26 protein-coding genes and 1 tRNA gene are annotated in these 24,599 nt (G+C 62.8%); 13 read left to right on the top strand and 14 right to left on the bottom strand.

Annotation, left to right across the window (positions count from 1 at the left end; all coding sequences use genetic code 11):
- The first annotated feature begins 114 nt into the window (after positions 1-114).
- The 3 genes from PKA57_RS09330 (at position 115) to PKA57_RS09320 (ending at position 1,666) form a co-directional block, all read left to right on the top strand.
- Positions 115-204 (top strand) — tRNA-Ser (locus tag PKA57_RS09330).
- Positions 205-309: 105 nt separating this feature from the next.
- Positions 310-963: a TetR/AcrR family transcriptional regulator gene (locus PKA57_RS09325; protein ID WP_324299832.1), complete on the top strand. Its 654-nt coding sequence runs from the start codon at positions 310-312 to the stop codon at positions 961-963.
- 127 nt (positions 964-1,090) lie between these two features.
- Positions 1,091-1,666 carry a peroxidase-related enzyme gene (locus PKA57_RS09320; protein WP_324299836.1) on the top strand — a complete coding sequence of 192 codons (576 nt, stop codon included), beginning with the start codon at positions 1,091-1,093 and terminating at the stop codon, positions 1,664-1,666.
- An 86-nt stretch (positions 1,667-1,752) separates the two neighbouring features.
- Here PKA57_RS09320 and PKA57_RS09315 read toward each other — a convergent pair whose 3' ends face one another.
- The 5 genes from PKA57_RS09315 to PKA57_RS09295 form a co-directional block, all read right to left on the bottom strand.
- Positions 1,753-4,017 (bottom strand): cbb3-type cytochrome c oxidase subunit I, encoded by a 2,265-nt coding sequence (locus PKA57_RS09315; RefSeq protein WP_324299830.1) that lies wholly within the window; start codon positions 4,015-4,017, stop codon positions 1,753-1,755.
- A gap of 263 nt (positions 4,018-4,280) precedes the next feature.
- A complete protein-coding gene (locus PKA57_RS09310; RefSeq protein ID WP_324299828.1) occupies positions 4,281-4,694 on the bottom strand; it encodes a PaaI family thioesterase in 414 nt (137 codons plus the stop codon).
- 13 nt (positions 4,695-4,707) lie between these two features.
- The gene (locus PKA57_RS09305; RefSeq protein ID WP_324299826.1) at positions 4,708-5,094 is read right to left on the bottom strand and encodes a hypothetical protein; all 387 of its coding nucleotides are present in this window, start codon (positions 5,092-5,094) and stop codon (positions 4,708-4,710) included.
- Positions 5,095-5,129: 35 nt separating this feature from the next.
- Positions 5,130-5,543, bottom strand: coding sequence for a hypothetical protein (locus tag PKA57_RS09300; RefSeq protein ID WP_324299824.1), 414 nt, complete (start codon positions 5,541-5,543; stop codon positions 5,130-5,132).
- Between the two features lie 151 nt (positions 5,544-5,694).
- Positions 5,695-6,312, bottom strand: a complete 618-nt coding sequence (locus PKA57_RS09295; RefSeq protein WP_324299821.1) for a glutathione S-transferase — start codon at positions 6,310-6,312, stop codon at positions 5,695-5,697.
- Positions 6,313-6,507: 195 nt separating this feature from the next.
- On the opposite strand from PKA57_RS09295, the gene PKA57_RS09290 reads away from it, so the two are divergent.
- From PKA57_RS09290 to PKA57_RS09280, 3 genes are all read left to right on the top strand, one after another.
- Positions 6,508-7,767, top strand: coding sequence for an MFS transporter (locus PKA57_RS09290; protein ID WP_324299820.1), 1,260 nt, complete (start codon positions 6,508-6,510; stop codon positions 7,765-7,767).
- Positions 7,764-8,342, top strand: a complete 579-nt coding sequence (locus PKA57_RS09285) for a gamma carbonic anhydrase family protein (protein ID WP_324299818.1) — start codon at positions 7,764-7,766, stop codon at positions 8,340-8,342. Before PKA57_RS09290 ends, PKA57_RS09285 begins: the two co-directional genes overlap by 4 nt.
- Before the next feature lie 105 nt (positions 8,343-8,447).
- A complete protein-coding gene (locus PKA57_RS09280) occupies positions 8,448-9,710 on the top strand; it encodes an MFS transporter (protein WP_324299816.1) in 1,263 nt (420 codons plus the stop codon).
- Between the two features lie 21 nt (positions 9,711-9,731).
- Here the strand turns inward: PKA57_RS09280 and PKA57_RS09275 are convergent, their stop codons facing one another.
- Entirely contained in the window at positions 9,732-10,211 is a 480-nt protein-coding gene (locus tag PKA57_RS09275) for an allene oxide cyclase family protein (protein WP_324299814.1), read from the bottom strand.
- Between the two features lie 140 nt (positions 10,212-10,351).
- Here PKA57_RS09275 and PKA57_RS09270 point away from each other — a divergent pair, with 140 nt between their 5' ends.
- Positions 10,352-11,395, top strand: coding sequence for a CoA ester lyase (locus PKA57_RS09270; protein WP_324299812.1), 1,044 nt, complete (start codon positions 10,352-10,354; stop codon positions 11,393-11,395).
- Positions 11,396-11,458: 63 nt separating this feature from the next.
- Here PKA57_RS09270 and PKA57_RS09265 read toward each other — a convergent pair whose 3' ends face one another.
- Positions 11,459-12,562 (bottom strand): NADH:flavin oxidoreductase, encoded by a 1,104-nt coding sequence (locus tag PKA57_RS09265; RefSeq protein WP_324299810.1) that lies wholly within the window; start codon positions 12,560-12,562, stop codon positions 11,459-11,461.
- Positions 12,563-12,700: 138 nt separating this feature from the next.
- Between PKA57_RS09265 and PKA57_RS09260 the strand changes: the two genes are divergently transcribed.
- The 3 genes from PKA57_RS09260 to PKA57_RS09250 all read left to right on the top strand — a co-directional run bounded on the left by PKA57_RS09260 (position 12,701) and on the right by PKA57_RS09250 (position 14,849).
- Positions 12,701-13,597, top strand: coding sequence for a polysaccharide deacetylase family protein (locus PKA57_RS09260; protein ID WP_324299808.1), 897 nt, complete (start codon positions 12,701-12,703; stop codon positions 13,595-13,597).
- A 64-nt stretch (positions 13,598-13,661) separates the two neighbouring features.
- Positions 13,662-13,994 carry a heat shock protein HspQ gene (gene hspQ / locus PKA57_RS09255; RefSeq protein WP_324299806.1) on the top strand — a complete coding sequence of 111 codons (333 nt, stop codon included), beginning with the start codon at positions 13,662-13,664 and terminating at the stop codon, positions 13,992-13,994.
- A gap of 132 nt (positions 13,995-14,126) precedes the next feature.
- Complete coding sequence (locus PKA57_RS09250; protein ID WP_324299804.1) at positions 14,127-14,849, top strand: acyltransferase; 723 nt, start codon at positions 14,127-14,129, stop codon at positions 14,847-14,849.
- On the opposite strand, the gene PKA57_RS09245 is transcribed toward PKA57_RS09250, so the two are convergent.
- The gene (locus PKA57_RS09245; protein WP_324299802.1) at positions 14,846-15,421 is read right to left on the bottom strand and encodes an invasion associated locus B family protein; all 576 of its coding nucleotides are present in this window, start codon (positions 15,419-15,421) and stop codon (positions 14,846-14,848) included. The two genes, PKA57_RS09250 and PKA57_RS09245, sit on opposite strands and share 4 nt — an antisense overlap.
- A 187-nt stretch (positions 15,422-15,608) precedes the next feature.
- Between PKA57_RS09245 and PKA57_RS09240 the strand changes: the two genes are divergently transcribed.
- Positions 15,609-17,426, top strand: coding sequence for an extracellular solute-binding protein (locus tag PKA57_RS09240; RefSeq protein ID WP_324299800.1), 1,818 nt, complete (start codon positions 15,609-15,611; stop codon positions 17,424-17,426).
- Positions 17,427-17,446: 20 nt separating this feature from the next.
- Here the strand turns inward: PKA57_RS09240 and PKA57_RS09235 are convergent, their stop codons facing one another.
- Positions 17,447-18,205 carry a histidine phosphatase family protein gene (locus PKA57_RS09235; protein WP_324299798.1) on the bottom strand — a complete coding sequence of 253 codons (759 nt, stop codon included), beginning with the start codon at positions 18,203-18,205 and terminating at the stop codon, positions 17,447-17,449.
- Positions 18,202-19,332, bottom strand: a complete 1,131-nt coding sequence (locus tag PKA57_RS09230) for a CaiB/BaiF CoA-transferase family protein (RefSeq protein WP_324299796.1) — start codon at positions 19,330-19,332, stop codon at positions 18,202-18,204. Before PKA57_RS09230 ends, PKA57_RS09235 begins: the two co-directional genes overlap by 4 nt.
- A gap of 143 nt (positions 19,333-19,475) precedes the next feature.
- Here PKA57_RS09230 and PKA57_RS09225 point away from each other — a divergent pair, with 143 nt between their 5' ends.
- Complete coding sequence (locus PKA57_RS09225; RefSeq protein ID WP_324299794.1) at positions 19,476-21,044, top strand: acyl-CoA synthetase; 1,569 nt, start codon at positions 19,476-19,478, stop codon at positions 21,042-21,044.
- Here PKA57_RS09225 and PKA57_RS09220 read toward each other — a convergent pair.
- Positions 21,035-21,283 (bottom strand): hypothetical protein, encoded by a 249-nt coding sequence (locus PKA57_RS09220; protein ID WP_324299791.1) that lies wholly within the window; start codon positions 21,281-21,283, stop codon positions 21,035-21,037. The genes PKA57_RS09225 and PKA57_RS09220 overlap by 10 nt on opposite strands.
- Before the next feature lie 142 nt (positions 21,284-21,425).
- Positions 21,426-22,214: a glucose 1-dehydrogenase gene (locus PKA57_RS09215; protein WP_324299789.1), complete on the bottom strand. Its 789-nt coding sequence runs from the start codon at positions 22,212-22,214 to the stop codon at positions 21,426-21,428.
- Positions 22,215-22,364: 150 nt separating this feature from the next.
- On the opposite strand from PKA57_RS09215, the gene PKA57_RS09210 reads away from it, so the two are divergent.
- Complete coding sequence (locus PKA57_RS09210) at positions 22,365-23,015, top strand: DsbA family oxidoreductase (RefSeq protein WP_324299787.1); 651 nt, start codon at positions 22,365-22,367, stop codon at positions 23,013-23,015.
- A 6-nt stretch (positions 23,016-23,021) separates the two neighbouring features.
- Here the strand turns inward: PKA57_RS09210 and PKA57_RS09205 are convergent, their stop codons facing one another.
- Both PKA57_RS09205 and msrP read right to left on the bottom strand, forming a co-directional pair.
- Entirely contained in the window at positions 23,022-23,579 is a 558-nt protein-coding gene (locus PKA57_RS09205; protein WP_324299785.1) for a protein-methionine-sulfoxide reductase heme-binding subunit MsrQ, read from the bottom strand.
- Between the two features lie 56 nt (positions 23,580-23,635).
- Complete coding sequence (msrP, locus tag PKA57_RS09200; RefSeq protein WP_324299783.1) at positions 23,636-24,568, bottom strand: protein-methionine-sulfoxide reductase catalytic subunit MsrP; 933 nt, start codon at positions 24,566-24,568, stop codon at positions 23,636-23,638.
- Between the last annotated feature and the right edge of the window lie 31 nt (positions 24,569-24,599).

Here is a 24,599-nt window from a genome sequence, read left to right as displayed (position 1 = left end):
TCAGGCGACTGAAGGAGGAACGGCTGGTCGTCCCCTTCGCTGGTGACGTCGCGCCAGCCAACGATGCTTTTTCCAGTTGTCTGGATCAGCCGGAACCCTTAAGCCGTCCTCTCAGGAAGGGTGGCCGAGTGGTTTAAGGCACCGGTCTTGAAAACCGGCGTGGGTTCACGCTCACCGTGGGTTCGAATCCCACCCCTTCCGCCAGCCGATTCCCGAAGAAACGTTCAGCCCCGAAAGGGGGAGGTGCGCGCGACTGCGTCCCGACTTGCGCGCTTGCTATTTTATAGACGATCGGTCTAATAAACACCCATGACGAAGATTCATCCAGTAGCGACACGACGGCGCGGGCGGCCTCCCAAGGCGGCGGACGAGATCGACGAGCTGCGCGGCAGGCTCTTGCGGGCAGGCGTCGCGATCCTGACGGAGAAGGGTTATTCGTCGACCGGCCTCGATGAAATCCTCCGCTCGGTCGGCGTGCCGAAGGGGTCGTTCTACTACTACTTCCCGAGCAAGGACGCGCTCGGCCTCGAACTGATTGAATCCTACGCCAGCTACTTTGCGGACAAGCTCGACCGCTGGTTCACCGATGCCACGCTCGCGCCGCTACAGCGCCTGCGCGATTTCATCGCCGATGCGCGCCGGGGCATGGAGCGGCATGATTTCAAGCGCGGCTGCCTCGTCGGCAATCTCGGACAGGAGATGGGCGCGCTTCCGGAAATATTCCGTGAACGTCTGATTTCTGTGTTCGAGGACTGGCAGGCGCGCACCGCCGCCTGTCTCCGGGCTGCACAGGCGGCTGGCGAAATCGCGCCCGATGCCGATTGCGATGCGCTGGCCGCCTTCTTCTGGATCGGCTGGGAGGGCGCGGTGCTGCGCGCCAAGCTCGAACGCCGTGCGGCGCCTCTCGACCAGTTTGCCGCGGGCTTCTTCAACCTTCTTGAAAAGCGGCCCGTGGGGACCTGAAAGCGATAGTACCTGTTCAAAGCCATTCTGATAGAGAAACCCGAGAGCGGACATATATCCGCATAAAGAACAATTCATCGTCCGGAAAACCAGGGCGATGCAGTCCAAAAAACGTGGAGACGATCCGATGGCCGCTACCGAGGCACCCATAAGCCGCTTTCCCGTGCCCGAGCTTTCCGAGATGCCAGATGACATCCGGGAGCGCATTCTGGCCGTGCAGGAGAAGTCCGGCTTCATTCCGAATGTCTTTCTCGTGCTCGCTCACCGGCCGGATGAGTTCCGCGCCTTCTTCGCCTATCACGATGCGCTGATGGAAAAGCCCGGCAATCTTTCCAAGGCGGAGCGCGAGATGATCGTCGTCGCCACAAGCAGCATGAACCAGTGCCAGTATTGCGTCGTGGCGCATGGCGCCATCCTGCGCATCCGGGCGAAGAACCCGCTCATCGCGGATCAGGTCGCGACGAATTACCGGAAGGCCGACATCACCGAGCGGCAGAAGGCCATGATCGACTTCGCGGTCAAGGTCTCGCAGCAGGCCCATATGGTCGGCGACGCCGACATAGAGACGCTGAAGGCGCATGGGTTCACGGAGGAAGACGTCTGGGACATCGCCGCCATTTCGGCCTTCTTCGGCCTTTCAAACCGCATGGCGAACGTCACCAGCATGCGCCCCAATGCCGAGTTCTACTCGCTCGGACGGTGATGGCCCCGAGCGCCTCGAGATGACGCAGCGCCGAGGCGGCTGAACCGGCGACGCAATGCTGATCGCGCCGCCGGTTCGCGTGTGGCTCAGCGCGCGTCGCCCGTTGCCCGCCAGCGCGCGAAATAGCCCCAGACCAGCGCCAGCGCGAGAGGCAGCGCGCCCGCGAACATGAAGACCAGATCGCCGGGCATTCGCATCCATTCGAGGAAGCGCGCGGTGGGTGTGCCCGTATAGGCCAGGCTGCGCGCGTGCCAATAGCCGTTCTCGGTCACGTCGAGAACCTGCAGCACCCCGCCGGGGAAAAGGCTGAAGAGCACCATCATCGCAAGGCCGATATTCAGCCCCCAGAAGGCGACGCGCACCAGCTTCTCGATCCGCGGCCAGATGTCATCGGCCACGATTTCGCGCAGAACGAAAACCATGAGCCCCGCGCCCAGCATTCCGAAGACGCCCATCATCGCCGCATGGCCGTGATTGGGCGTCAGAATGGTGCCAACCTCGTAATAGCTGATGATCGGCGTGTTGATGAGGAAGCCGAAGACGCCCGCGCCGACGAAGTTCCAGAAGCCGACCGCCATCAGGAAGTAGAAGGTCCAGCGATGGCGCACGACCATGCTGTCGCTCCCGCGCGTCGTCCGCACGAAATCCCAGGCATCAAGCGTGATGAGCGTGAGCGGCACGACTTCGAGCGCCGAGAACGTGGCGGAGAACGCCATGTTCACCTCGGTCTGCCCGGTCCAGTACCAGTGATGCCCCGTGCCGATCAGCCCGCCGCCGAAATAGAGGATCGCATCGAGATAAATGGTGCGGAGCGCCGTGATCCGCCGCACGAGCCCCATCTGATAGAAGATGACCGCCACCACCACGGTGACGAAGAACTCGAAAAATCCCTCGACCCAGAGATGGATGATCCAGAAGCGCCACGCATCGACGACCGTGTAATTCGTCTGTGAGCCGAAGAAGAGTGCCGGCAGATAGAAGAGCGGAATGGCGAAGGCCGCGATGAGGAAGAACTTCGCAAAGCCTTTCCTCTGCGGATCGCGCAAGGCGGGCTCAACCGCGCGCCATACGAGGAAGAACCAGAACAGAAGGCCGATGGCGAGCAGGATCTGCCAGAAGCGGCCAAGCTCCAGAAATTCCCAGCCCTGATTGCCGAACCAGAACCAGCTCCGCGGCAACCATTGCAGAATACCCGCCCATTCGCCGAGCATGCTGCCCACGATGACGATGGCGACCGCGCCGAACAGGAGATGAATGCCGAGCTTCTGCCGCGGCGGGCTCGCCCGCCCAAGCAGCTCGGCAACGAAAAGCGCACCCGCGACATAGGATGTCGCGATCCAGAATATCGCCGACTGAAGGTGCCATGTACGGAGGAGATTGCTCGGGAAGTAGTCCGCGAGGTCGATGCCGTAGAAGGAGCCGGGATCTGCGCGGTAATGCGCGACGCCCGCGCCGAAGAAGGTCTGACCGAGGAAGAGAACAGAGGCGACGGCCATATATTTGAGCGTCGCCTTTTGCGCATCGCTGAGAACCCATTTCTCGACCGGGGCGGCCGCGCCGTGCCAGCCGAGATAATCGAACTTGCCGAAGGCGAGAAGCACGATCGCCGTGCCGCCGAGAAGGAAGATGAAGCTGATCGCCGACCAGAGCACGGCAGCGCCCGTCGGATGATTGCCGGCGAGGGAATCGTAGGGAAAATTATTCGTATAGGAATGTTTCACTCCCGGCCGTTCGGCAACGGAGCCCCACGCCGCCCATGTAAAAAAGGCGGTGAGGTCGTGAAGCTCCTTCGGGTCCGTGATGAGATTGGCCGTCAGACCGCCATTGAGTTCAGGCTTCTCGAAATAGGTCTTCCAGTGCTCGATCTCTTTCGCGAAGGTTTCGACACCGGCAGGCAGCATTGTCAGCGTGGCTGTTTCCGGGTCGTAGCGATTGACCTTCAGCAGCGCGCCTACCTCGCCGTCGACGGCGGCGCGATCCTCTGGTGAAAGGGCTTCATAGCCCTTCGAGAAGCGCTCCTGCGCCCGCCGTTCGGCGAGATCGAGCGCCCAGTTGTGGAGCACGGCCGCGCTGAAATCCGGGCCCAGATAGCCGCCATGGCCCCAGATGCTGCCATTGTTCATCAGCCCGTATTTGAGGAACACTTCCTGCCCGGCCCGCACATCGTCGCCGGTGAAGATGACATTGCCGGACGTATCGACCGTGCGATCGGGAATGGGCGGCGCGTATTGATAGGCCTTCACCGTCAGCAGGATCAGAACCGCAAAGCCCAGAGCGAATGTGACAGCGACGGCCCGCCCCCACCAGGGCGAGAGTTCCTCGACGGGATCGGCAAGCGAAGCATTTGTCATCTGGTCCCCCCTGCTGACGGCATGCAATCACGAAAGGGCATGAGCCCCTGAACGCGCAATCGACTCGGGTACAGACGAACAGGGTGCACTCGATCGCCGGAAAATCAAAGGTCCGAAATGCCTCTTTGGAGATTTTGACCTGCGCTCACGCGGCATGGCCCGCATCGGCACATGCATCAAAGACACCACGGAGGAGCCCACGGCGCAGTGACGATAACGGCGAAAGGAAAAAGCTCCGGCGACCTCAGGTGCCGATCTTGCGCTCAGGTGCCAATCTTGAAAGTCGCGCTCGCCCTGGCGACAAGCTCACCCGCTTCGTCGCGCAACTCGGCCTCGGCGAAGGCGATGGATTTGCCGCGATGGCGAACCCACCCCTCCCCGATCAGCGTGCCCTTGTCGGCGCGTCCGAGGAAGCTCGTCTTGAGTTCGAGCGTGACCTGGGGCGTGCCCGGCTGGCGATGCGTGAGCCTCACCGCATGTCCGCACAGGCCATCGAGCATCGCCGCGAGGAAGCCGCCATAGATGCGCCCTCCCCGGTTGATGAAATTGTCACCCGCCACATACGACGCGCGCACATAGCCGCGCTCGGGATCGAGCGCCAGCACCTTCTTGCCAAGCGTGACGGCGGCTGGCGACTCCCAATCGGGATCGAGCGTGTCGGCGGGTGCGGGTGACATGAAAAGCGGCCTCTCAGGAGAAGGGTGGCTTGAAGGTCTTCTTGAATTCCGCCTTGCAGTCCGCCATCTCCTCGGACATCAGATCGAGCCCCTTGGCCTGGCAGGCGGCATTCGCGCGCGATTCCGCAACGGCCTTGTTCGTGCATCCCTTGAGATCGGGATCGAAAAGGAAGATGCAGGTCATGGGAATATAGCGCTCATTACAGGGCAGCTCGCGAATATATTTCTGCTGCTCGGGCGTGCGCTTGTCCCACCATTCCTGCATGCGCTGGTCGGGTATCTTGCGCGTGTCGCTCTGCATGCATTCGGGCGCCTTGTCGGCGAGCGCCGCCTGCGGCATCGCCATATCCGCCGCCACCAATGCGCCGATGATCGCGCATGCCCTGACAAACCACTTCATCCGTTCTCCTCCCCTGAATTCGCCGGATACCGCCGTCAACTCGAGACGCGCGGGAATGGCGGCTTGAACGTCTTCTTGAATTCCGCCTTGCAGTCCGCAAGCTCTTGCGACATCAGATCGTAACCCTTGGCCTGACATGCCGCCGTGGCGCGGGATTCCGCGACCCCCTTGTTCGTGCAACCGACGAGATCCGGGTCGTAGAGGAAAATGCAGACCATGGGGATGTATCGTTCGTTGCAAGGCAGAGCGAGAATGAGGCGCCGCTGCTGGTCCGTGCGCCGGTTCCACCAGCCCTGCGCGCCGTCCTTGTTCTTGACCCGGGTCGACATCAGGCATTCGATCACGCCCTCGTCCTTGTCCGAGACGGCATGGGCGGGCGGCTGCCCGGCCACTGCCGTCAGCGCCAGCGCGAACAGCATCGCCATCAGAAACTTCGCAGACGACATCATCCTCCAACCTCCCGATAGTAAGATGCCTTTACTATCCTAGCCTGATGCCGTCATGCGTGAAAGCCTCGGCGTGCCTCAGCCCGAAATCGTCCACAACAAAAAACCGGCCCCCGAGGGGGCCGGCTCCTTGAAGCGTCATGCCGATGCTGGCTCACGCACTGGCGGCAGCGCTCGGCCGTGCCTTCATGCGCTCGAACCAGGCGACCACATTCTTGTTGTCGGGGTTGAGCGGCTGGCCGACCGAGGCGCCGAAATCGAGGAAGCAGAAAAGCAAGATGTCGGCGAGCGTCAACCGCTTGCCGGCAAGGAATTCGCGTCCGTCGAGCTGCTTGTCGAGCCAGGAGATCTTGTCCTGCGCGATGGCCTTCAGGCCGGCGGCCGCTTCCGGAAGACAGCGCATCCGCTCCTTGAAGAGGCCGAGCCCTTCCGCGTAACGGAAGCCGCTGGTCAGCGGCTCGCAGATATTGAGATCGACGCGGCGCGTCCACATGCGCGTCTCCGCGCGCTCTTCCGGTGTCACGCCGACAAGCGGGTTCGCCGGAAACGCCTCGTCGAGATACTCGCAAATTGCGGTGATCTCCGCGATCACGGCTCCGTTATCGAGTTCCAGCGCCGGCATCTGGCCCGCCGGGTTCTTCGAGAGATAGGGTTCGCGCCGGTTGTCACCCTTGAGCAGGTCGACTTCCTCGAAGGGAATCTCGATGCCCTTCTCCTTCATGAACATCTTGACGACGCGCGGATTGGGTCCGATCGAATTATAGAACTTCACTGACGTCCTCCCTTTTCTTGTTGCCGGACCGTCCGGTCCATGTGCCGATGCAAAATGCTTATCCGATCGAGGATCGCTTCGCCAGAGCGTTGCGTCCGGATTTGGGCCTTGCCAGCGCCGGGAACCCGAATGACTATCGCCGGCCCTTCCTCCGAAGGCACCTCATTGCGACCGTGGCGATAGAATGAGCGACAGATGAGCGACCAGAAGCAACTCCCCATGCGGGGCCGCGGGCTTTTTTACGGCTGGTATGTCGTTGCCGCGACCATGGTCGTGATGACGGTCGCCTCCGGCCTCGGCTTCTACAATCTCTCGGTCTATCTCAAGGCGTTCGTCGCGCATGGCGGCTTTTCTGTTTCGAGCGCCTCGGCTGCAACAGCCTGCTTCTTCATCGCCTCAGGCATCACGGGCATAGGCGTCGCGGCGCTGATCGAGCGCTATGACATACGCTGGATGCTGACGGCGGGCGCGCTCATCTGCAGCCTCGCCATGTTCGCCGCGGGATATGTGACCACGCCATGGCAGCTCTACGGCTTCTACATCCTCTTCGGCATGGGCTATTCCTGCTGCGCGCTCATTCCCGGCACGACGCTCGTCGCGCGTTGGTTCGTGCGGCGGCGCTCGCAGGCGCTGTCGATCGCATCGACCGGCCTTTCGCTCGGCGGCATTCTTCTGACGCCACTTTCTGCGAGCATGATCGAGCGCCTCGGCTTCGACGGTGCCGCGCCCTGGCTCGCCCTCATCCTGATGCTTGGCATCGTTCCGATCTCCTGGCTTGCGATAAGGCCCGATCCCATGTCGCTCGGGCTCGGGCCCGATGGCGATCCGATCGAGAGGGACGATCGGGGCGCACCGCTTCCAGCTGATGGCGTCGCATTCGAGACCGCGATCCGAAGCCGCTTCTTCATTCTCATCACGGCGGCCTTCATCTTCGCGATGATGGCGCAGGTCGGCTCCATCGCCCATCTCTTCAGCCTCGTCGCCGGACGCTCGAACGACAGCATGGCCGCCCTCGCCGTCGCCGTCATGGCAGGTGCGAGCATTGTCGGGCGCCTCATCGGCGGCTGGGCGCTCGTCCATATTTCCTCGCGCGGCTTCGTCCTAGCGCTGGCGTTCGGCCAGGGCATCGCGCTCGTTCTTCTCGCTCTCGCCAAGGGATCAACGCTTCTCGTCGTCGCCGCTCTTTTCGGCTGCACGGTCGGCAATCTCCTGATGATGCAGGCGCTGGTCCTCGCCGAAGCCTTCGGGCTCAAGGCCTATGGCCGCATCTTCTCCCTCAACCAGCTCTTCATGGTGGCGGGCGTGGCCAGCGGCCCCGCCGTCATGGGCTTCCTCTATGAAAATGCTGGCGGCTATCAGGCTTCATACCTCACCATGGCGGGCGCCTCGATGCTCGCGCTTCTTCTCGTCGCGGCGGCCGGCCCGGTCCGCGCGCCAATCGAAAGTTCAAGATGACAATGCAAAAGGATTTCGGCCCCGGCGTCGTCCTCGACAATCCGGCCTTCATTCACGAAACGGCGCTCGTCTACGGCAAGGTTCACCTCGGCGAAGGCTCGTCGCTCTGGCCCTATGTCGTCATACGCAGCGAGATGCACGAAGTGCGCATCGGGAAGCGGACGAACATTCAGGATTTCGTGATGATCCATGTCGGCAACACGACGCCGACGATCATCGGCGATAATTGCTCCATCACGCATCACTGCACGATCCACGGCGCCGAGATCGGCGACAATTGCCTCATCGGCATCAATTCGACGCTCATGGACGGCGCGAAGATCGGCGCCAACTCCATCGTCGCGGGGCATTCCATCGTGACCGAGGGCACCGTGATCCCTGAAAACTCAATCGTCGCCGGCGCGCCGGCCAAGGTCATCAGGACGCGCGACAACAGGGTCGCCAACATCATGAACGCGGCCTTCTATTACGAAAACGCAAAAGCCTATGCGCGGGGCGACCACCGCATCACCGAGAGCGAGGAATTCAAGCAGGCCATCGCCGCCGAACTCGCCCGCCTCACCGCCGGAAATTAGGGTGCGCAGAGATTTCGCTTGTCGTGCGCTGCCGAATGATTAAGTAAGCCGGCAGCGGCGGCCCCATCCGGCGGCATGCTTGCGTTCCGCTGGAGTCTGCGAGAAATGAGCGCGGAGAGGTCCTCTCCAGACCGCCAGAATGGCGGTCTTTTCTATGGCTGGTACATCGTCGGCGCGGTTTTTGCCCTGCAGACGGTCTCCTGCGGCCTCATTTTCTATAATCTGTCCGTCCTCCTCAACGCCTTCTCGACGAATAACGGCTTTTCGGTGGAGGCGACCTCGGCCGCCACAGCGTCATTCTTCGTCGCTGGCGGCATTGCGGGGCTCGGCGTCGGCTGGCTGATGGATCGTATCGATCCGCGCATCCTCATCACCCTCGGCGCGTTCTGCTCCGCGGGCGCGCTCGCCTCGACCGGCCATATCACGAACCTCTGGCAGCTCTACGCGTTCTACATCGTCTTCGGCATCGGCAATGCGGCCGTCGCCGTCATTCCGGGCACCACGCTCGTCGCACGCTGGTTCAACCGCCAGCGTTCGCGCGCCATCGCCTATTCCTCCACCGGCCTCTCGCTCGGCGGCATCATCTTCACGCCGATCTCGGTGACGCTGATCCAGAAGCTCGGCCTCGAACATGCGGCCTACTGGCTCTCGCTCATCCTGATCCTCGGCACGGTTCCCGTCTCCTGGATCTTCCTGCGGCCGAGCCCGGCCTCCATGGGGCTCGCTCCCGATGGCGACGAGCCCGTGCGCGACGCCACCGGCCGCATCGCGCCGCCGGACGGCATGTCCTTTTCCGAGGCGATCCGGACGCGCTTCTTCATCCTGCTGACGACGTCCTACGTCTTCGCCATGCTCGCCCAGGTCGGCAGCCTCGCGCACCAGTTCCGCCTGGTGCTGACGCGGACGGGAGACAACCATGTCGCGGCGCTGGCCGTCTCGGTCATGGCGGCGGCCAGCATCACGGGCCGCCTCGTCGGCGGCTGGGCGCTCAGCCGCGTTTCCTCCAAGCGCTATCTACAGGGTGTCTTCGTCCTTCAGGCGACGTCATTCACGCTTTTCGCCTTCGCCGAAGGAACGACGGCGCTTCTCATCATCTCGGTCATGTTCGGCGCGACGGTCGGCAATCTGCAGATGATGCAGCCGCTCATCACGGCGGAAGCGTTCGGGCTCAAGGCCTATGCGCGCATCCTCTCGCTCTCGCAGATGATCGTCACCTGCGCCAATGCGACGGGGCCCGCGCTTCTAGGCTTCCTTTACGAGCGCGCAGGCGGCTACCAGACGGCCTATCTCGTCATCGCCGTCTCGTCGGTCATCGGCATAGCCGCGCTCACCGCCGCCGGGCCCGTCCGCCAGCCAGCGCAAGGCTGATTTCCTCCAGGCCGATTGGCTTCAGCGAACGATATTGTACGTGAAGTCGTATTCGCTGCCCTTCGCGTCGCGCGCATGAAGAAGCATGTCGCCACGGGCATTGGCGTAAATGCCGCTGCCGCCCGTGATCGCGAGCATGGAATCGCCAGCATCGAGGAACGGCCCCTCGACTGTAAGCTGCCCCTTCTCGAGCATGAGCGTCCATATGCACTCCCATGCCTTGCCGACAACTATCCGCACGCAGTAGCCGTTATCCGAACCGATCTTCGTCTTGTTCGTCTTGTCGTAGATCTCGTTCGAGAAGGTCAGCACGTCGCCGACACTGTCGCCCTTTGCTCCAAGGTCGAGCGTGGCGTCGCTCGTCGCGCGCTCGACGACGACGAGTTGTTCCTTGTTGCCCATCGCAGCGTCCGCGGCGGACGCAAGTCCGGCGCAAGCAAGCGCAACGGCGATACCGATCGAAAAATGAGCGAGACGTCCGGGAATCGAATTGGCAGGCATGATGTCCTCCACCATGAAAGCGATTTCCTGACCCGGACGGAATTCTAGCCCATTCTCCCGCAAGCCCAAAATCGCGCATGGATTCGCCGCTTCATCGTGGCTAGACTGCCGCATCCCCATGTTCCAGCAGTGGATTTCCAATGAAATTGCCGTCCAATTTCTATCAGCCCCTCGCCATCGGCGCGCCCGAGCCCTATCGCGAGCTTCCCGTAGCGCTCGAACGCATGATCCACTTCTTTCCCGGTCATAACGAGAAGGTGCGCGCACGGATCGGCGAGATGATCCCGCAGGTCGACGTGCTTCTCGGCAATCTTGAAGATGCGATTCCGGCCGATGCCAAGGAAGCGGCGCGACGCGGCTTCATCGAGACGGCAAAGGCGCATGATTTCGGCCAGACGGGACTCTGGACACGGATCAATCCGCTGAACAGCCCCTGGATGCTCGACGACGTGACCGAGATCGTCGCGGAAGTGGGCGATAAGCTCGACGTCGTCATGCTGCCCAAGGTTGAAGGCCCATGGGACATCCACTATCTCGATCAGCTTCTCGCCCAGCTCGAAGCAAGGCACGGCGTGAAGAAGCCGATCCTCATTCACGCCATTCTCGAAACGGCGCAGGGCGTGAAGAATGTCGAGGAGATCGCCAGCGCGAGCCCGCGCATGCATGGCATGAGCCTCGGGCCGGCCGATCTCGCCGCCTCGCGCAAGATGAAGACGACCCGCGTCGGCGGCGGCCATCCCTTCTACCGCGTGCTCGAGGATACGCGCACCGACGGGGGCCCGCGCGCTTCGGCGCAGCAGGATCTCTGGCACTACACCTTCGCCAAGATGGTGGATGCCTGCGCCTCGAACGGCATTCGTCCGTTCTACGGCCCGTTCGGTGATATTCAGGACCTCGAAGGCTGCGAGCAGCAGTTCCGTAACGCATTCCTCATGGGCTGCGTCGGCGCATGGACGCTGCATCCCAACCAGATCGCCGTCGCCAAGCGCGTCTTCAGCCCGGAGCCGGACGAAGTTCTCTTCGCGAAGAAGATACTCGAAGCCATGCCGGATGGTCGCGGCGTCGCCATGATCGACGGCAAGATGCAGGACGATGCAACCTGGAAACAGGCCAAGGTCATCGTCGATCTGGCCCGGCGCGTCGCCGCGCGCGACCCCGAGCTTGCCAAGGCCTACGGCTTCTGACCGCCGCAAATTTCGTCGCGCCATGCGCGGGATTGCTCCCGCGCATGGCAGAACGAAAGCCCGTCAGTAAAGCGTCGCAAGCGCTTCAGGCTTGAAGGGCATGAGCGCCTCATAGCGCTCTTCATGGATCTTGCGCGACCATTCCGGATCGACGAGCAGCGCCCGGCCGACCGCGACGAGATCGAACTCGTCATTCTCCAGTCGCGCGAGAAGATCGTCGATCCCCGTCGCTTCCGAGGACTGGCCCTGGAAGGAGCCGATGAACTCGCCCGAGAGGCTGACGCTGCCGACCGTGATCGACGGCTTGCCGGTGAGCTTCTTTGCCCAGCCCGCGAAATTGAGCGTCGAGCCCTCGAACTCCGGCTCCCAGAAACGGCGCTGCGAGCAATGGAAGCAATCGACGCCCGCTTCCGAAAGCACCTTCAGGAATTCGCCGAGAAGCTCCGGCGTCGGCGCGAGCCGCGCGGTGTAGTCCTGCTGCTTCCACTGTGAAAGACGCAGGATGAGCGGATAGTCCTTGCCGACCTCGCGCCGCACCGCCTCGATGATCTCGATGGCGAAACGCTCGCGCTTCAGCATGCTGCCGCCATATTCGTCGTCGCGCTGGTTGAGCCCCTCCCAAAGGAACTGGTCGATGAGGTAGCCATGCGCGCCATGCAGCTCGACGCCGTCGAAACCAAGCTCGCGCGCATCGGCGGCCGCGCGGGCGAAGGCATCGACCACGCTCTGGATATGCGCCTTCGTCATCGGCTCGCTGACCTGCTTGCCCGGCTTCGACAGGCCCGAGGGACCGGCGCTCGGCACGTCCGGATTGGCGACATTGCCTTTCGGGTTGCGCGCCATGCCGACATGCCAGAGCTGCGGCATGATCTTGCCGCCGACGCCGTGAACCTCCTCGACGACGCGCTTCCATCCCTTGAGCGCATCGCCGTAGAAATTCGGAATGTTCACATCCATCGACGACACGGGATCGTTGACCGTGGTGCCCTCGGTGATGATGAGGCCCGTCATGTTCTCGGCCCGGCGGCGGTAATAGGCCGCGACTTCAGGTCCCGGAATGCTTCCAGGCGATTTCGAGCGCGTCATGGGCGCCATGACGATGCGGTTTTCGAGCGTCAGGCCGTTGATCGTGAAGGGCCGGAACAGAGGGGCGACGGATCGGCTCATCAGTTTCTCCATATTGGCGCCGTGGAACCTTGGGATTCACGGCAAATTTCAATTGATGTCATATTGGCTCACCGGCACCGAAGCGCAATCGCCGCTTTGCAGATCGGGGCGTCAAAATCGAACAGGGGGGAGCGCTGCATGGAACCCAATCCGGCACTGGCGAAACTTGGATTTGCGGAAAGCGACCGGGTCGCCATTCTCCATGTCGACGATGTGGGTATGTGTGGAGCTTCACTTAGCGCCTTTGCCGATCTGTGGGAACGGCGTGAAGTGACCTGTGGCTCGGTCATGGTGCCCTGCCCCTGGTTTCGCGCGACGGCTGCCTGGGCGCGCGCGCATCCCGACGCCGATCTTGGCATACATGCCACGTTGACGAGCGAATGGGCCGGCTATCGCTGGGGCCCCGTTTCGACGCGCGATCCGGCAAGCGGCCTCATGGATGCGGAGCGCTGCTTCCCCCGCACATCGGCGGAAGTCGCGGCCAATGCGCGGGCGGATGCCGTCGGCACCGAACTCGGCCTCCAGATCGCGATGGCGCGCGAGGCCGGGATCGAGCCCACCCATCTCGACACGCATATGGGATCGGTCATGGATTCGCGGCTCTACGAGCCTTTCGTAGAGGCGGCGCTCTCTGCCGGCGTTCCGCCCTTCGGCCTCAGGCTCCGGCCCGAGCAATGGCGCAAGGGCGGCTATGACGAACCGACCGCGACCGAACTCACCGCCAGGACGATGGCGCTCGAGGCCGAGGGCGTGCCCATGCTCGATCGTATCCTCCAGCTCTCGCTTTCGATCGAGGAGGATCGGCTGGACCGCACCCTCGACATGGTCCGGCACATCGAGCCCGGGCAGATCGGTTATGTCGTCTTTCACCCCGCCCATGACACGGAGGAGATACGCGCCATCTGCCCCGATTGGCGTTCCCGCGTGAGCGATTATGAACTGCTGGCGTCGGGGCGCGTCCGTTCCGCGCTTTCCACGCGTGGCGTTCACCTCATCGGCTGCCGCGAGTTGCAGGGGATCATGCCCGCGCGATAGGGCTTCCCGGTGACCCAGCCCACCTGATATTCTTTATGTGTTTTTCTGGAGAGCAAACAACGCCATGGAGATCAACCGGCAGGCGAAATTCAGGATCGGCCAGATCGTGCGCCACAGGATCTATCCCTTCCGCGGGGTCATCTACGATGTAGATCCGACCTTCAACAATACGGAAGAATGGTGGCAGTCGATCCCCGAAGAGGTTCGTCCGCGCAAGGACCAGCCTTTCTACCACCTGCTCGCCGAGAACTCCGAAACCGAATATGTCGCCTATGTCTCCGAGCAGAACCTCCTCGCAGATGATTCCGGCAAGCCTGTCCGCCACCCGCAGGTGAACGAGATGTTCGGCCCGATGCGCGACGGCGCCTATACCATCCGTCTCAAGAACGCTCACTGAGCCCCACCCTCCCCGGCGACGAATTCGGATGAAGCGGGCCGGCGGCTCGTGCTATCGGTCTCTGGCGCCGTCACAGGCGCGGGAGGGACGGGCCCCGCCGGCGCCTTGCCCCTCCATATGGGAGGGCAAGCGGTGCGGCGCGACAGAAGGCCATATTTCATTCGGCGGCTGCAGAATGGTTGGCTTCGTTTCTATACGAAGAAATACATCGCCCCCGCATTCGATGCCGTCGGCCCGGGCCTCTCGGTCACCAGTCCGCGCGACATAGAGATCTGGGGCGGTAATATCCGCGTCGGCGCCTGTGCCCATATCCACGCCTCGCGCGGCAACCCCACCCGCCTCTGCACATGGACGACGGATGGCCGCGAAGGACGCCTGACGCTCGGCGACTATGTGCTGGTGAGTCCGGGAACTCAGATCATCGCTTCGGAAAGCATCGAGATCGGCTCCAACACAATGATCGCGAGCGGTTGCTACATCTCGGATTCCGACTGGCACGACACCTATGACCGGACGCGTGAGCTGGACAAGCACGCCCCGATCGTCATTGGCGAGAATGTCTGGCTAGGCGTGCGCGTCATCGTCGGCAAGGGCGTCAGGATCGGCGAGAACAGCATCATTGGCGCTGGCTCGGTCGTGACGCGCGACATACCGGCCAACTCGATCGCCGCCGGAAATCCCGCTCGCGTCGTCCGCGAACTCGACACGTCGCGCGCCATGCGCAAGCGCGCCGATCTCTTCAACGATCCGGCGCTCGGCGAGCGCGACATGGACAGGCTGATGCGCTATCTGCTTCGGGAGAACACACTGTTCGGATGGCTCCGCAGCGTATTCTCCCCGACGCGTGAGGATTAGGCCTTCGGCTTCGGCAGATCGGCGATGGCCTTGGAATAGCCGTCAAGCTTGACCGGAACCTTCACATCGCCCTGCCCGGCATGCTTGAAAATGACGTCAAGCTCCTTGCCGCTTTTCAGCGCCTTCAACTGCTCGGCCGTCAACGGCGCCTCGGCCTGGCACCCCATCGGCAGGCAGAAGAGGAACGGGCCGCCGAACTTGGTCTTGTTGTCGATGCTGATGCCGAGGCCGGGCGGCAGGATCGTTCCGAGCGGCGTGACCGCGAAGATGAACATGCTGCCGTCGGTCTTCTTCGGAATGTAGCCGACGCCCAGATAAAGGATGCGCTGCTTGCCATCCTCGACGCGAATGTCGACGAAGGCGTGGCATTCCTTCTGCTTGGCGTCCTTGGGATTGAGGTCGCAACGCGTCGCCCAGACGCCAAATTTCTTGATGACCGGCTTCGGCGCCTGCTCCGCCGTGGCGGCGGACGCATCAGGTTTGGCGGGCTCTGCCGCCATCGAAGCCGTAACGACAAAGGGCGCAATGAGTGCTGCGGCGAATACGCCGAACGCCGCGCGACGGAAAGACATGGGGTGATCCTTTCTTGGGCCTCAGATCGGCCTGCAAAACGCGACAGGCGCACCGGCCGGGCCGCCGCGGATTATAGAGATATCCAGATTGCCTTGATCAACCCGAAAACGGGAAAGATTTGAAGTAACCTTACTGCCGATTCTGGTAGAGGTGCCGGAGGATTGCGGCAAGACGGAGGCGGACCGGGTGAGATTTTGTCTTGTGCTGTTCGGCGCCATCATGGCTCTCGGCGTCCTGGCGCTGCCGATGCCGGCCGAGGCAGGCCCCAGCCACGCCATCGCCATGCATGGCAAGCCGCTCTATCCCGAGAATTTCCATCATTTCAGTTTCACCAACCCGGACGCGCCCAAGGGTGGAACCATCCGTTTCGCCGCCGTCGGAACCTTCGACAGCCTCAATCCGTTCATCGTCAGGGGAACGGCGGCCGTCGGCTTGCGTGAACAGGTGTTCGAGAGCCTCATGGCGCGCGGCTATGACGAGCCCTTCAGCCTATACGGGCTTCTCGCCGAAACCATAGAGACGCCGCCGGACAGGAGTTGGGTCGCTTTCCGCCTAAGACCGGAGGCGCGATTTTCAGACGGCACGCCGGTCACGGTCGACGATGTCGTCTATTCGCTCAAAACCTTGCGCGACAAGGGCAGGCCCAACTACCGGACCTATTATTCCAAGGTCACCAGGATCGAACGGCCGGACGCAAGAACCGTCAAATTCATTCTCGCCCCAAGCGGGGACACCCACACGCCCGACCGTGAAATGCCGCTCATTCTCGGTCTCATGCCCATCATCCCGAAACATGTCTACGAAAAGAGATCGTTCGATCAGTCCGGGTTGGAGGCGCCCGTGGGCAGCGGTCCCTATGTCGTGGACGAGGTGAAACCCGGCGCGCGCATCGCCTATCGCCGCGACCCGAAATACTGGGGGCGCGAGCTTGCCGTGAACCGGGGCCGCTACAACATCGACCGCGTTATCTATGACTACTATCGCGACACGAATTCGTCCTTCGAGGCGTTCAAGGCCGGGCTCTACGATGCGCGGCCGGAAACCGACCCCGGGCGCTGGACGGGCGAGTATGATTTTCCGGCGGCGAAAGCCGGGCAAGTGCGCAAGATCGCTTTTGAAACGGCCATGCCCTCGGGCATGAAGGCGCTGGTCTTCAATACGCGCCGTCCATTCTTTGCCGACAGGCGCGTGCGGGTTGCCCTCACCTCTCTCTTCGACTTCGAGTGGACGAACAGGACGCTCTACCACAACGCCTACAAGCGCACCGAGAGCTACTTCGACAATTCCGAACTCTCGTCGCATGCGCGGGCCGCCAGTCTGCGTGAGCGCGAGCTTCTGGCGCCGTTTCCCGATGCCGTCACCCCCGATATCATGGCGCGTGGCTACGAGGCGCCGGTGAGCGAGGGCTCGGGCCAGAACCGCATGAACCGCCAGAAGGCATTGGCGCTGCTGCGCGAGGCCGGTTACGACATTCGGGACGGAAAGGTCGTGAACGCCGCGACCAATGCGCCGCTTTCATTCGAGATCCTCGTGGCGACGCCGGCCGATGAGAGGCTCGCCCTCGTCTATGCGAATATGGTCCGCCGCGCCGGCATAGATGCGCGCGTGCGGAACGTCGATGCGAGCCAGTATCAGGGCCGCCTCGATGCCTATGATTACGACATGATCTTCTATGAGTGGTCGCAGTCGCTGTCGCCGGGCAACGAGCAGAGCTTCTATTGGGGCTCGGCCGCCGCCGACGAGAACGGCACGCGCAACTATATGGGCGTGAAGAGCAAGGCCGTCGACGCCATGATCGAGGCGATGCTGGCGGCCCGGACGCATGAGGAATTCGTGGCCGCCGTCCGCGCGCTCGATCGCGTGCTCATGGCCGGGAATTACGTCATTCCCCTCTTCTATTCGCCGACGCAATGGGTTGCGCTCTGGAACCGGGTGAAGGTTCCCCCGCGCATATCGCTCTATGGCTACCGGATCGACGCCTGGTGGATCGGGACGCAGCCGTGAGATGAAAGCGGCGCGCTTTCTCAGCGCGGCGTGCGTGCGAAGATCGCCTCGAGGCTCGTCATGTTCATGCCGTGCTTCACGTAGTTATAGGGCGTGACATTGACGGCCTTGATGAGCGCCCGCTCGATCTCCGTGCCGGGGCTTCCGTCGGCATTCGGTACCATGTCGAAATCGATGACATTGATGCAGGCCGGGTCCTGCTCGAAAGCGTGAACGGCGGCAAGCCCGCTGCCGCGGGCGCCAAGCGCCGCCCAGCCGAGGATCAGCCGATTGATGCCCTCATGCGCCGCGATCAGCATGGTCTGCCAGCCCGGCTCCGCGAGAAGCCGCCTGATGACGCCGACGGCGCGACGCTCGGCCTCGGTGAAAAGCTCGCCGTCCTCGAGCATTCGCGCGCCGGGGTCCGACGCATAGGAAAAATGAAAGGCCATCTGCGCGGCAAGCTCCGCGCGGCTCTTCACATTGGCGAAGCGGCCGCCGTGAATCTCGACGAGTTCGCCTTCCGTCTCGAGTTGCGGGCACGCATCGGCGGGCTGTTCGGCCAGCACGAAACCGGCCGTCTCCCTCGTGCGCGGAACACCGGATGAAATCGCCCGGTCGAAGCGGACTTGCGACAGGGCCCGGCCTGCCGCGATCGCCTGCTCCTGACCGCGCGATGTCAACGGAACGACCTTTGTATCTCCGCCGGCGGCGGCGATCTCCGGTCCGAAATAATCGACATGGCCGTGGCGCATCAGATAGATGCGCCGCCGGCCCGTCAGCCCCGGCGTGGCGGTCAAATTGCTTCCGCCTTCTTCAGGCTCTCGACGTCGCCGTCGGAGAAGCCCCAGCCCTTCAGCACCTCGAGCGTGTTCTCGCCGACCTGCGGCACCGGCCCCTGAATCTTGGAGGGCGTGCGCGAGAAGCGCGGCGCGATGTTGGGCTGCGCCACGCCATCGACGACGACGATCGTCTCACGCGCCTTGTTGTGCGGATGATCCTTCGCTTCCGTGATCGAGAGAACCGGCGCGAAGCAGATATCCGTGCCCTCCATGATCGCGCACCACTCGTCGCGCGTCCTGGTCTTGAAGACGGCTTCGATCTTCGCCTTCAGCTCCGGCCACTTGGCCCGGTCCATCTGCGCGTCCCAGATGGCGTCGGTGAGCCCGGCCTTCTCGCGCAGGATGGCGTAGAACTGCGGCTCGATCGAACCGATCGAAATCCACTTGCCGTCCTTCGTCTCATAGGTGTCGTAGAAATGCGCGCCGCCATCGAGCATGTTCGTGCCATGCGGCTCCTGCCACATGCCCGAAGCGGTGAAGCCGTAGAACATCGCCATCAGCGAGGTGGCGCCATCCGTCATCGCCGCATCGACGACCTGCCCCTTGCCGGTCCTGTTCGCCTCGACAAGCGCCGCGAGCATACCCATTGCGAGGTAGAGCGCGCCGCCGCCGAAATCGCCGACGAGGTTGAGCGGCGGCACCGGCTTCTCGCCCGGGCGGCCGATCGCGTGAAGCGCGCCCGTCAGCGAAATATAGTTGATGTCGTGGCCCGCCGTCGGCGCGAGGGGGCCCGTCTGGCCCCAGCCGGTCATGCGGCCGTAAACGAGCTTCGGGTTGCGCTTGAGGCAGACATCGGGCCCGAGGCCAAGGCGTTCCATGACGCCGGGGCGGAATCCTTCCTGGAGAATGTCGGCCTTCTCGATCAGCTTGAGCGCGGTTTCGACCGCTTCGGGCTTCTTCAGATCAAGCGCGATGGAGCGCTTGCCGCGGCTGGCAATGTCGAACTTCGAGCCGCCGCGCGTGCCCTTGCGATCGATGCGAACGACCTCCGCGCCCATATCCGCCAGAAGCATGCCGCAGAACGGGCCCGGCCCAATGCCTGCGAATTCGACGACCTTGATGCCTGACAGCGGCCCGCTACCCATTATCTCGCTCCCTTGGTTGGCTATTCGTAGTCCGTTCTTTTAGCCGCAGACGCGCGGGGCGTAAACGCCCGGTGGACTGACGTAGGGTCGGCCTTGAGGGGATATGCTTGCCTCCATCGGCGGCCGACCGTATGAAGACATTCATGTCCCATTCCGCTCCGAAACAGGCTCGCGGGTTCACCGGCGAGCAGCCGCCCCGGCACTTCAACATGGCGCGCTATTGCCTTGCGCGGAGCGCGGCCGAGCATCCGAACAAGATTGCGCTCGTCGTCGTTTCCGACGCGGATGCGCCGCTCGAGGGAGCCGAGCGCTGGACCTATGCCGCGCTTGACGATGCCGTTCGCCGGATTGCGGCCGGGCTCTTCGCCGAAGGATTTCTCCCCGGCGAGCGGTTGATGATCCGCATGCCGAATACGAGCGACTATGCGCTTCTCTTCTTCGGTGCCATCGCCGCGGGCCTCGTGCCGCTGCCTTCGTCTTCGCAACTGACCGAGGCGGAAGCGGAGTTTCTGCTGAAGGATTCGCGCGCGTCGGCCGTGGCGGTCGCAAGCGGCATGGCGGTCGCGCCCGGCGCCGCGCGCGTCATCGACGAGCGGATGGTCGAGCGCCTCAAATCGCACGCGCCGATGTCGGACTATGCCGATACGGAAGCGGACGATCCGGCCTTTCTCGTCTACACCTCCGGCACGAGCGGCCGGCCCAAGGGCGTGCTGCACGCGCAGCGAAGCGCCTGGGGGCGCAGGCCCATGTATCGGGGCTGGTACGGCATGAGCGCCGACGACATCGTGCTTCACGCGGGCGCCTTCAACTGGACCTATACGCTCGGCGTCGGACTCACGGATCCGTGGGCGAACGGCGCGACGACGGTTCTCTATAACGGCCCGAAAGACGTGCAGATCTGGCCGAAGCTTCTTGAGCACACAAGGGCGACGCTCTTTGCCGCCGTGCCGACGCTCTACCGCCAGATCCTCAAATATTGCGATCTGTCAGCATACGACCTTTCAGCGCTGCGCCACGGGCTGACGGCGGGCGAGGCGCTTTCGCCCGCGCTACTCGACTTGTGGCGAAAGACGACCGGCAAGAACCTCTATGAAGCGCTCGGCATGAGCGAGTGTTCGACCTACATCTCGACCGGGCCCGACATGGAGATACGCCCCGGCAGCCCCGGCAGGCCGCAGCCCGGCCGCTCTGTCGCCGCCCTGCCTCTCGAAGGCGGAACGGAACCTCTGCCCGCCGGAGAAACGGGCCTCCTCGCTGTCCACCGCAGCGATCCCGGCCTTATGCTCGGCTACTGGCAGCGCCCGGAGGAAGAAGGCGAGGTCTATCGTGGCGACTGGTTCATCGGCGGCGATCTCGCCTCTTTCGATGAGGACGGATATCTCTGGTACCATGGCCGCGCCGACGATGTGATGAACGCGATGGGCTATCGCGTCTCGCCAGCGGAGGTCGAGGCGGTGCTTTCCGATCATCCGGATGTTGCTGAAGTTGCGGTGACGGAGATGCGCGTGCGCGACGATGTCAGCGTCATCGCCGCCTTCATCGTGCCGAAGGATGCCTCCGAGCCGGATGCGGCGTCCATTCTCGCCCATGCGGAGAGGAAGCTCGCCGCCTACAAACGGCCGCGAGAAGTCATCTTCGTCGATGGGCTTCCACGCACGGCAAACGGCAAGGTCATGCGCCGCGCCTTGAGCGCCGGAAATCCTCAGCGATAGACCGCGGGGTCGGCCCTAGGCTCGGCAGGAAGAAGCAAGGGATGCGTCCCTTGCCGCTCATCCTGCGTAGCTGACTTCATCGCATCATAAGCCTGGTTGGCCGCCGCGCTCATCGCCTGCACACGCTCGAGCTTCGTCCACAGCGCCGAAAACGCGGCATTGGGCGTCGTATCGACCGCCCACACGCAGATCAGAAACCCGACGATGGCGCCAATCACAAAATTGGTCATGCCACTCAACCCAAGAACTCACGGACGAAACAACGTTTCCAGTCTGCGGCTGGGGCGCGGAAATAACAAGCAAGCGATTGTGTAGTTTGTATTTCCCCGTATCAAACTGAAACAAAAACGCGCTTTTTACTTGGGTATTGGTCACATGACCTTACGCGGGCCGCAAGGACTGCCCGTCATCGACGGTAAAAAGCGATCCCGTGATGAATCTCGAATGGTCGGAAGCGAGCAGAAGCAGCGTTCCGTCGAGGTCCGATTCGACGCCGAGGCGGCGGCGCGGGAACGATTTGATCTGCTTCTGGCCGCCCTCGGAATGAAACCAGTCGGAGTTGAGTTCCGTCTCGATGAAGCCGGGGCACATGGCATTGACGTTGATGTTCGCCCGCGCCCATTCCCGCGCCAGCGATTTCGTCATCATCGCGACCGCCGCCTTCGTCATGCAGTAAATGGTGAGCCCCGGCAGAACCGTATGCGCGCCGATGGACGCGATATTGATGATCCGTCCGCCAGCGCCGCGCTCGATCATCCGTACACCGACCGACTGCGCCATGAAGAAAGCGCCGCGGACATTGGTGTCGAACATGGTGTCGAAACCTTCCGGCGTCACCTGATGCGGGAGCGCCTCCACATTCATGCCGGCATTGTTGACAAGAATGTCCACCGGCCCGAGGTCGCGCTCGCAAGCCTCGACGCATTGCGAAATGCTTTTTGCATCGGTCACATCGAGCGCCAGTGAGAGCGCCCGCCCGCCATTGGCCTCGATCTCGTCTTTCAGCGCCGCAAGCCTTTCGACGCGCCGGCCCGTAATGGCGACCTGAGCGCCGGCCTTGGCCAGAACCAGCGCGAAGCGCCGCCCCAGCCCGCTTGTCGCGCCGGTGACAAGGGCCGTCTTGCCGCTGAGATTGAACGAGGGAAGTGCGATTTCGCTGGCGTCGCTCATGGGGTCTTCCGATGTTGCTTCGATGTGACAATTCCGAGGTTGAGCGCATCCTAGAAGCGAACTCGTCCGGGTCAAGCAGACGGCGCTCTTGCGCCCTGCCCGGTGCGGCGCATAATCGGGCCAACGATAATCAAAGAAGGGAGCGGCCCCATGCAGCTTGACGTCGTATCGGACACGGTTTGTCCCTGGTGCTACATCGGCAAGAAGCGGCTCGATCAGGCTCTGGCGCTGCATGGCGGCGAAGGAATTACGCTGCGCTGGCGCCCATTCCAGCTCGATGCCTCCATTCCCGACGGGGGCGTCAACCGCAAGGCCTATATGGAGAAGAAGTTTGGCTCCGATCCCGACCGCGCGAAGGGCGTTGTCAAGGCGATCCGCGAATATGGCGACGCGCTCGGCATCACCTTCAACTTCGACCGGATCGAGATTTCTCCGAACACGCTCGACAGCCACCGCCTGATCCGCTGGGCGGGCACGGCCGGCTGCCAGGGCGAGATGGTCGATATCCTCTTCCGCCGTTACTTCACCGATGCCGAAGACATCGGACGGCGTGACGTGCTTATAGACGCCGCCGCCGAAGCGGGCATGGACACAGACATCGTCAACGACCTGCTGGAGCAAGGCGCCGATCGCGAACTCATTCAGCGTGAAGACGCCATGGCCCGGCAGATGGGTATTCAGGGCGTGCCGAGCTTCGTTATCAACTCGAAATGGGTGATGGTCGGCGCGCAGGAAACGCAGGCGCTCGTCCGCATGTTCGAGAAGCTCCTCGCGAAGGAAGCCGAGGACGCCGCGCAATAGCGGACATCACGCGCTGGCGCGCATCGCCTTCCGCTGCGGAATGGCATTGTAGGCGCGCCAGCCCAGAGCCGCCGCGAGGATCGCGCCATAGATGAGCGGCCAGGTGACATCGAGCTTCACCAGCAGATAGTAGTGAATGACGCCGAGCGTCGCGGCCGCATAGACGGCGCGGTGGAGCCGCCGCCACCTTCTCGGCCCAAGGCGCGCGACCATGCCCTTCGTCGATGTGATGGCGAGCGGGACGAGCAGCACGAAGGCGCTCATGCCGACGGTGATATAGGGCCGCTTGAGAACGTCCTTGATGATCGCGGAAAGATCGAGCCCCTGATCGACGCCGAGATAGAGCGTCAGGTGCAGACAGACATAAAAAAACGCATAGAGCCCGACCATGCGCCGGAAGCGCACCGGCAGCGGATTCTTTAGAATGCGTGACAAAGGCGTCAGCAGAAGCCCCGCCACAAGGAGTTTGATCGCCCAGTCGCCGGTCGTGCGGATCAGCGTTTCGACCAGATCGGCGCCGAGATCGCCGGCAATGAGGCGCCACAGCAGATCCGCTGCCGGCAACAGGCATCCGACGAAGATCGTAAACCAGAGTATGCGGCGGTTTCTCTCGGTCACTGTCAAAAGAAGACCTTGAGGTCCATTCCCTTGTAAAGGCTCGCCACCTCGTCGCCATAGCCGTTGAACATCAGCGTCGGGCGACGGAAGAAGTCGCCGATGCGGCGCTCCTTGGCCTGCGTCCAGCGGGGATGATCGACTTCCGGGTTGACGTTGGAATAGAAGCCATACTCGCGCGGGTTTGCCGTGTTCCACGCTGTGGCCGGCTGCTCGCTGACGAACCTGATCCGAACGATCGACTTCGCGCCCTTGAAGCCATATTTCCACGGCACGACGAGACGCAGTGGCGCGCCGTTCTGATTGAGAAGCGTCTCGCCATAAAGACCGACGGCGAGAATGGTCAGCGGATGCATCGCCTCGTCCATGCGCAGCCCCTCGCGATAGGGCCAGTCGAGATAGGAATAGGCAAGACCCGGCATCGTTTCGCGGTCGGCAAGGCTGGTGAACTCGACGAATTTCGCTTTCGAGGTCGGTTCGGCGCGCTTGATAAGCGCCGAAAGCGGAAAGCCGTTCCAGGGCACCACCATCGACCAGGCTTCCACGCAGCGATGGCGATAGATGCGTTCCTCGATCGTCGCGAGTTTCAATATGTCCTCGATGCCGAGCGTCATCGGCTTCATGACTTCGCCCGAAATCTCGACCGTCCAAGGCCGCGTCTTCATCGCGCCCGCATAGGCAGCCGGGTCGCCCTTGTCCGGGCCAAACTCATAGAAATTGTTGTAACCGGTCACGTCCTTGAAGGGCGTCAGCTCTTCGCCTTGCGTCGAAAGCGGGCTCTTCATCGCTTTGAGCGGCGCGGCATTCGCCCCACCGCGAGGAATGGCGAGCCCCGCGCCGAGCGCCGCGGCGCCCGCGATGAAGCGGCGGCGATCGAGCCAGAGAGATTTCGGCGTAATTTCCGAAGAGGCGATGTCAGGCTTCTTTCCGATCAACATGCGAAACGCTCCTTCACCCGCAAGTATCGCA

This window comes from Parvibaculum sp., from assembly GCF_035325945.1.
In the GTDB taxonomy this organism is placed as follows: domain Bacteria; phylum Pseudomonadota; class Alphaproteobacteria; order Parvibaculales; family Parvibaculaceae; genus Parvibaculum.
The sequence above is the reverse complement of the archived record's forward strand: the minus strand, read 5'-3'. Positions and strand labels throughout refer to the sequence as shown.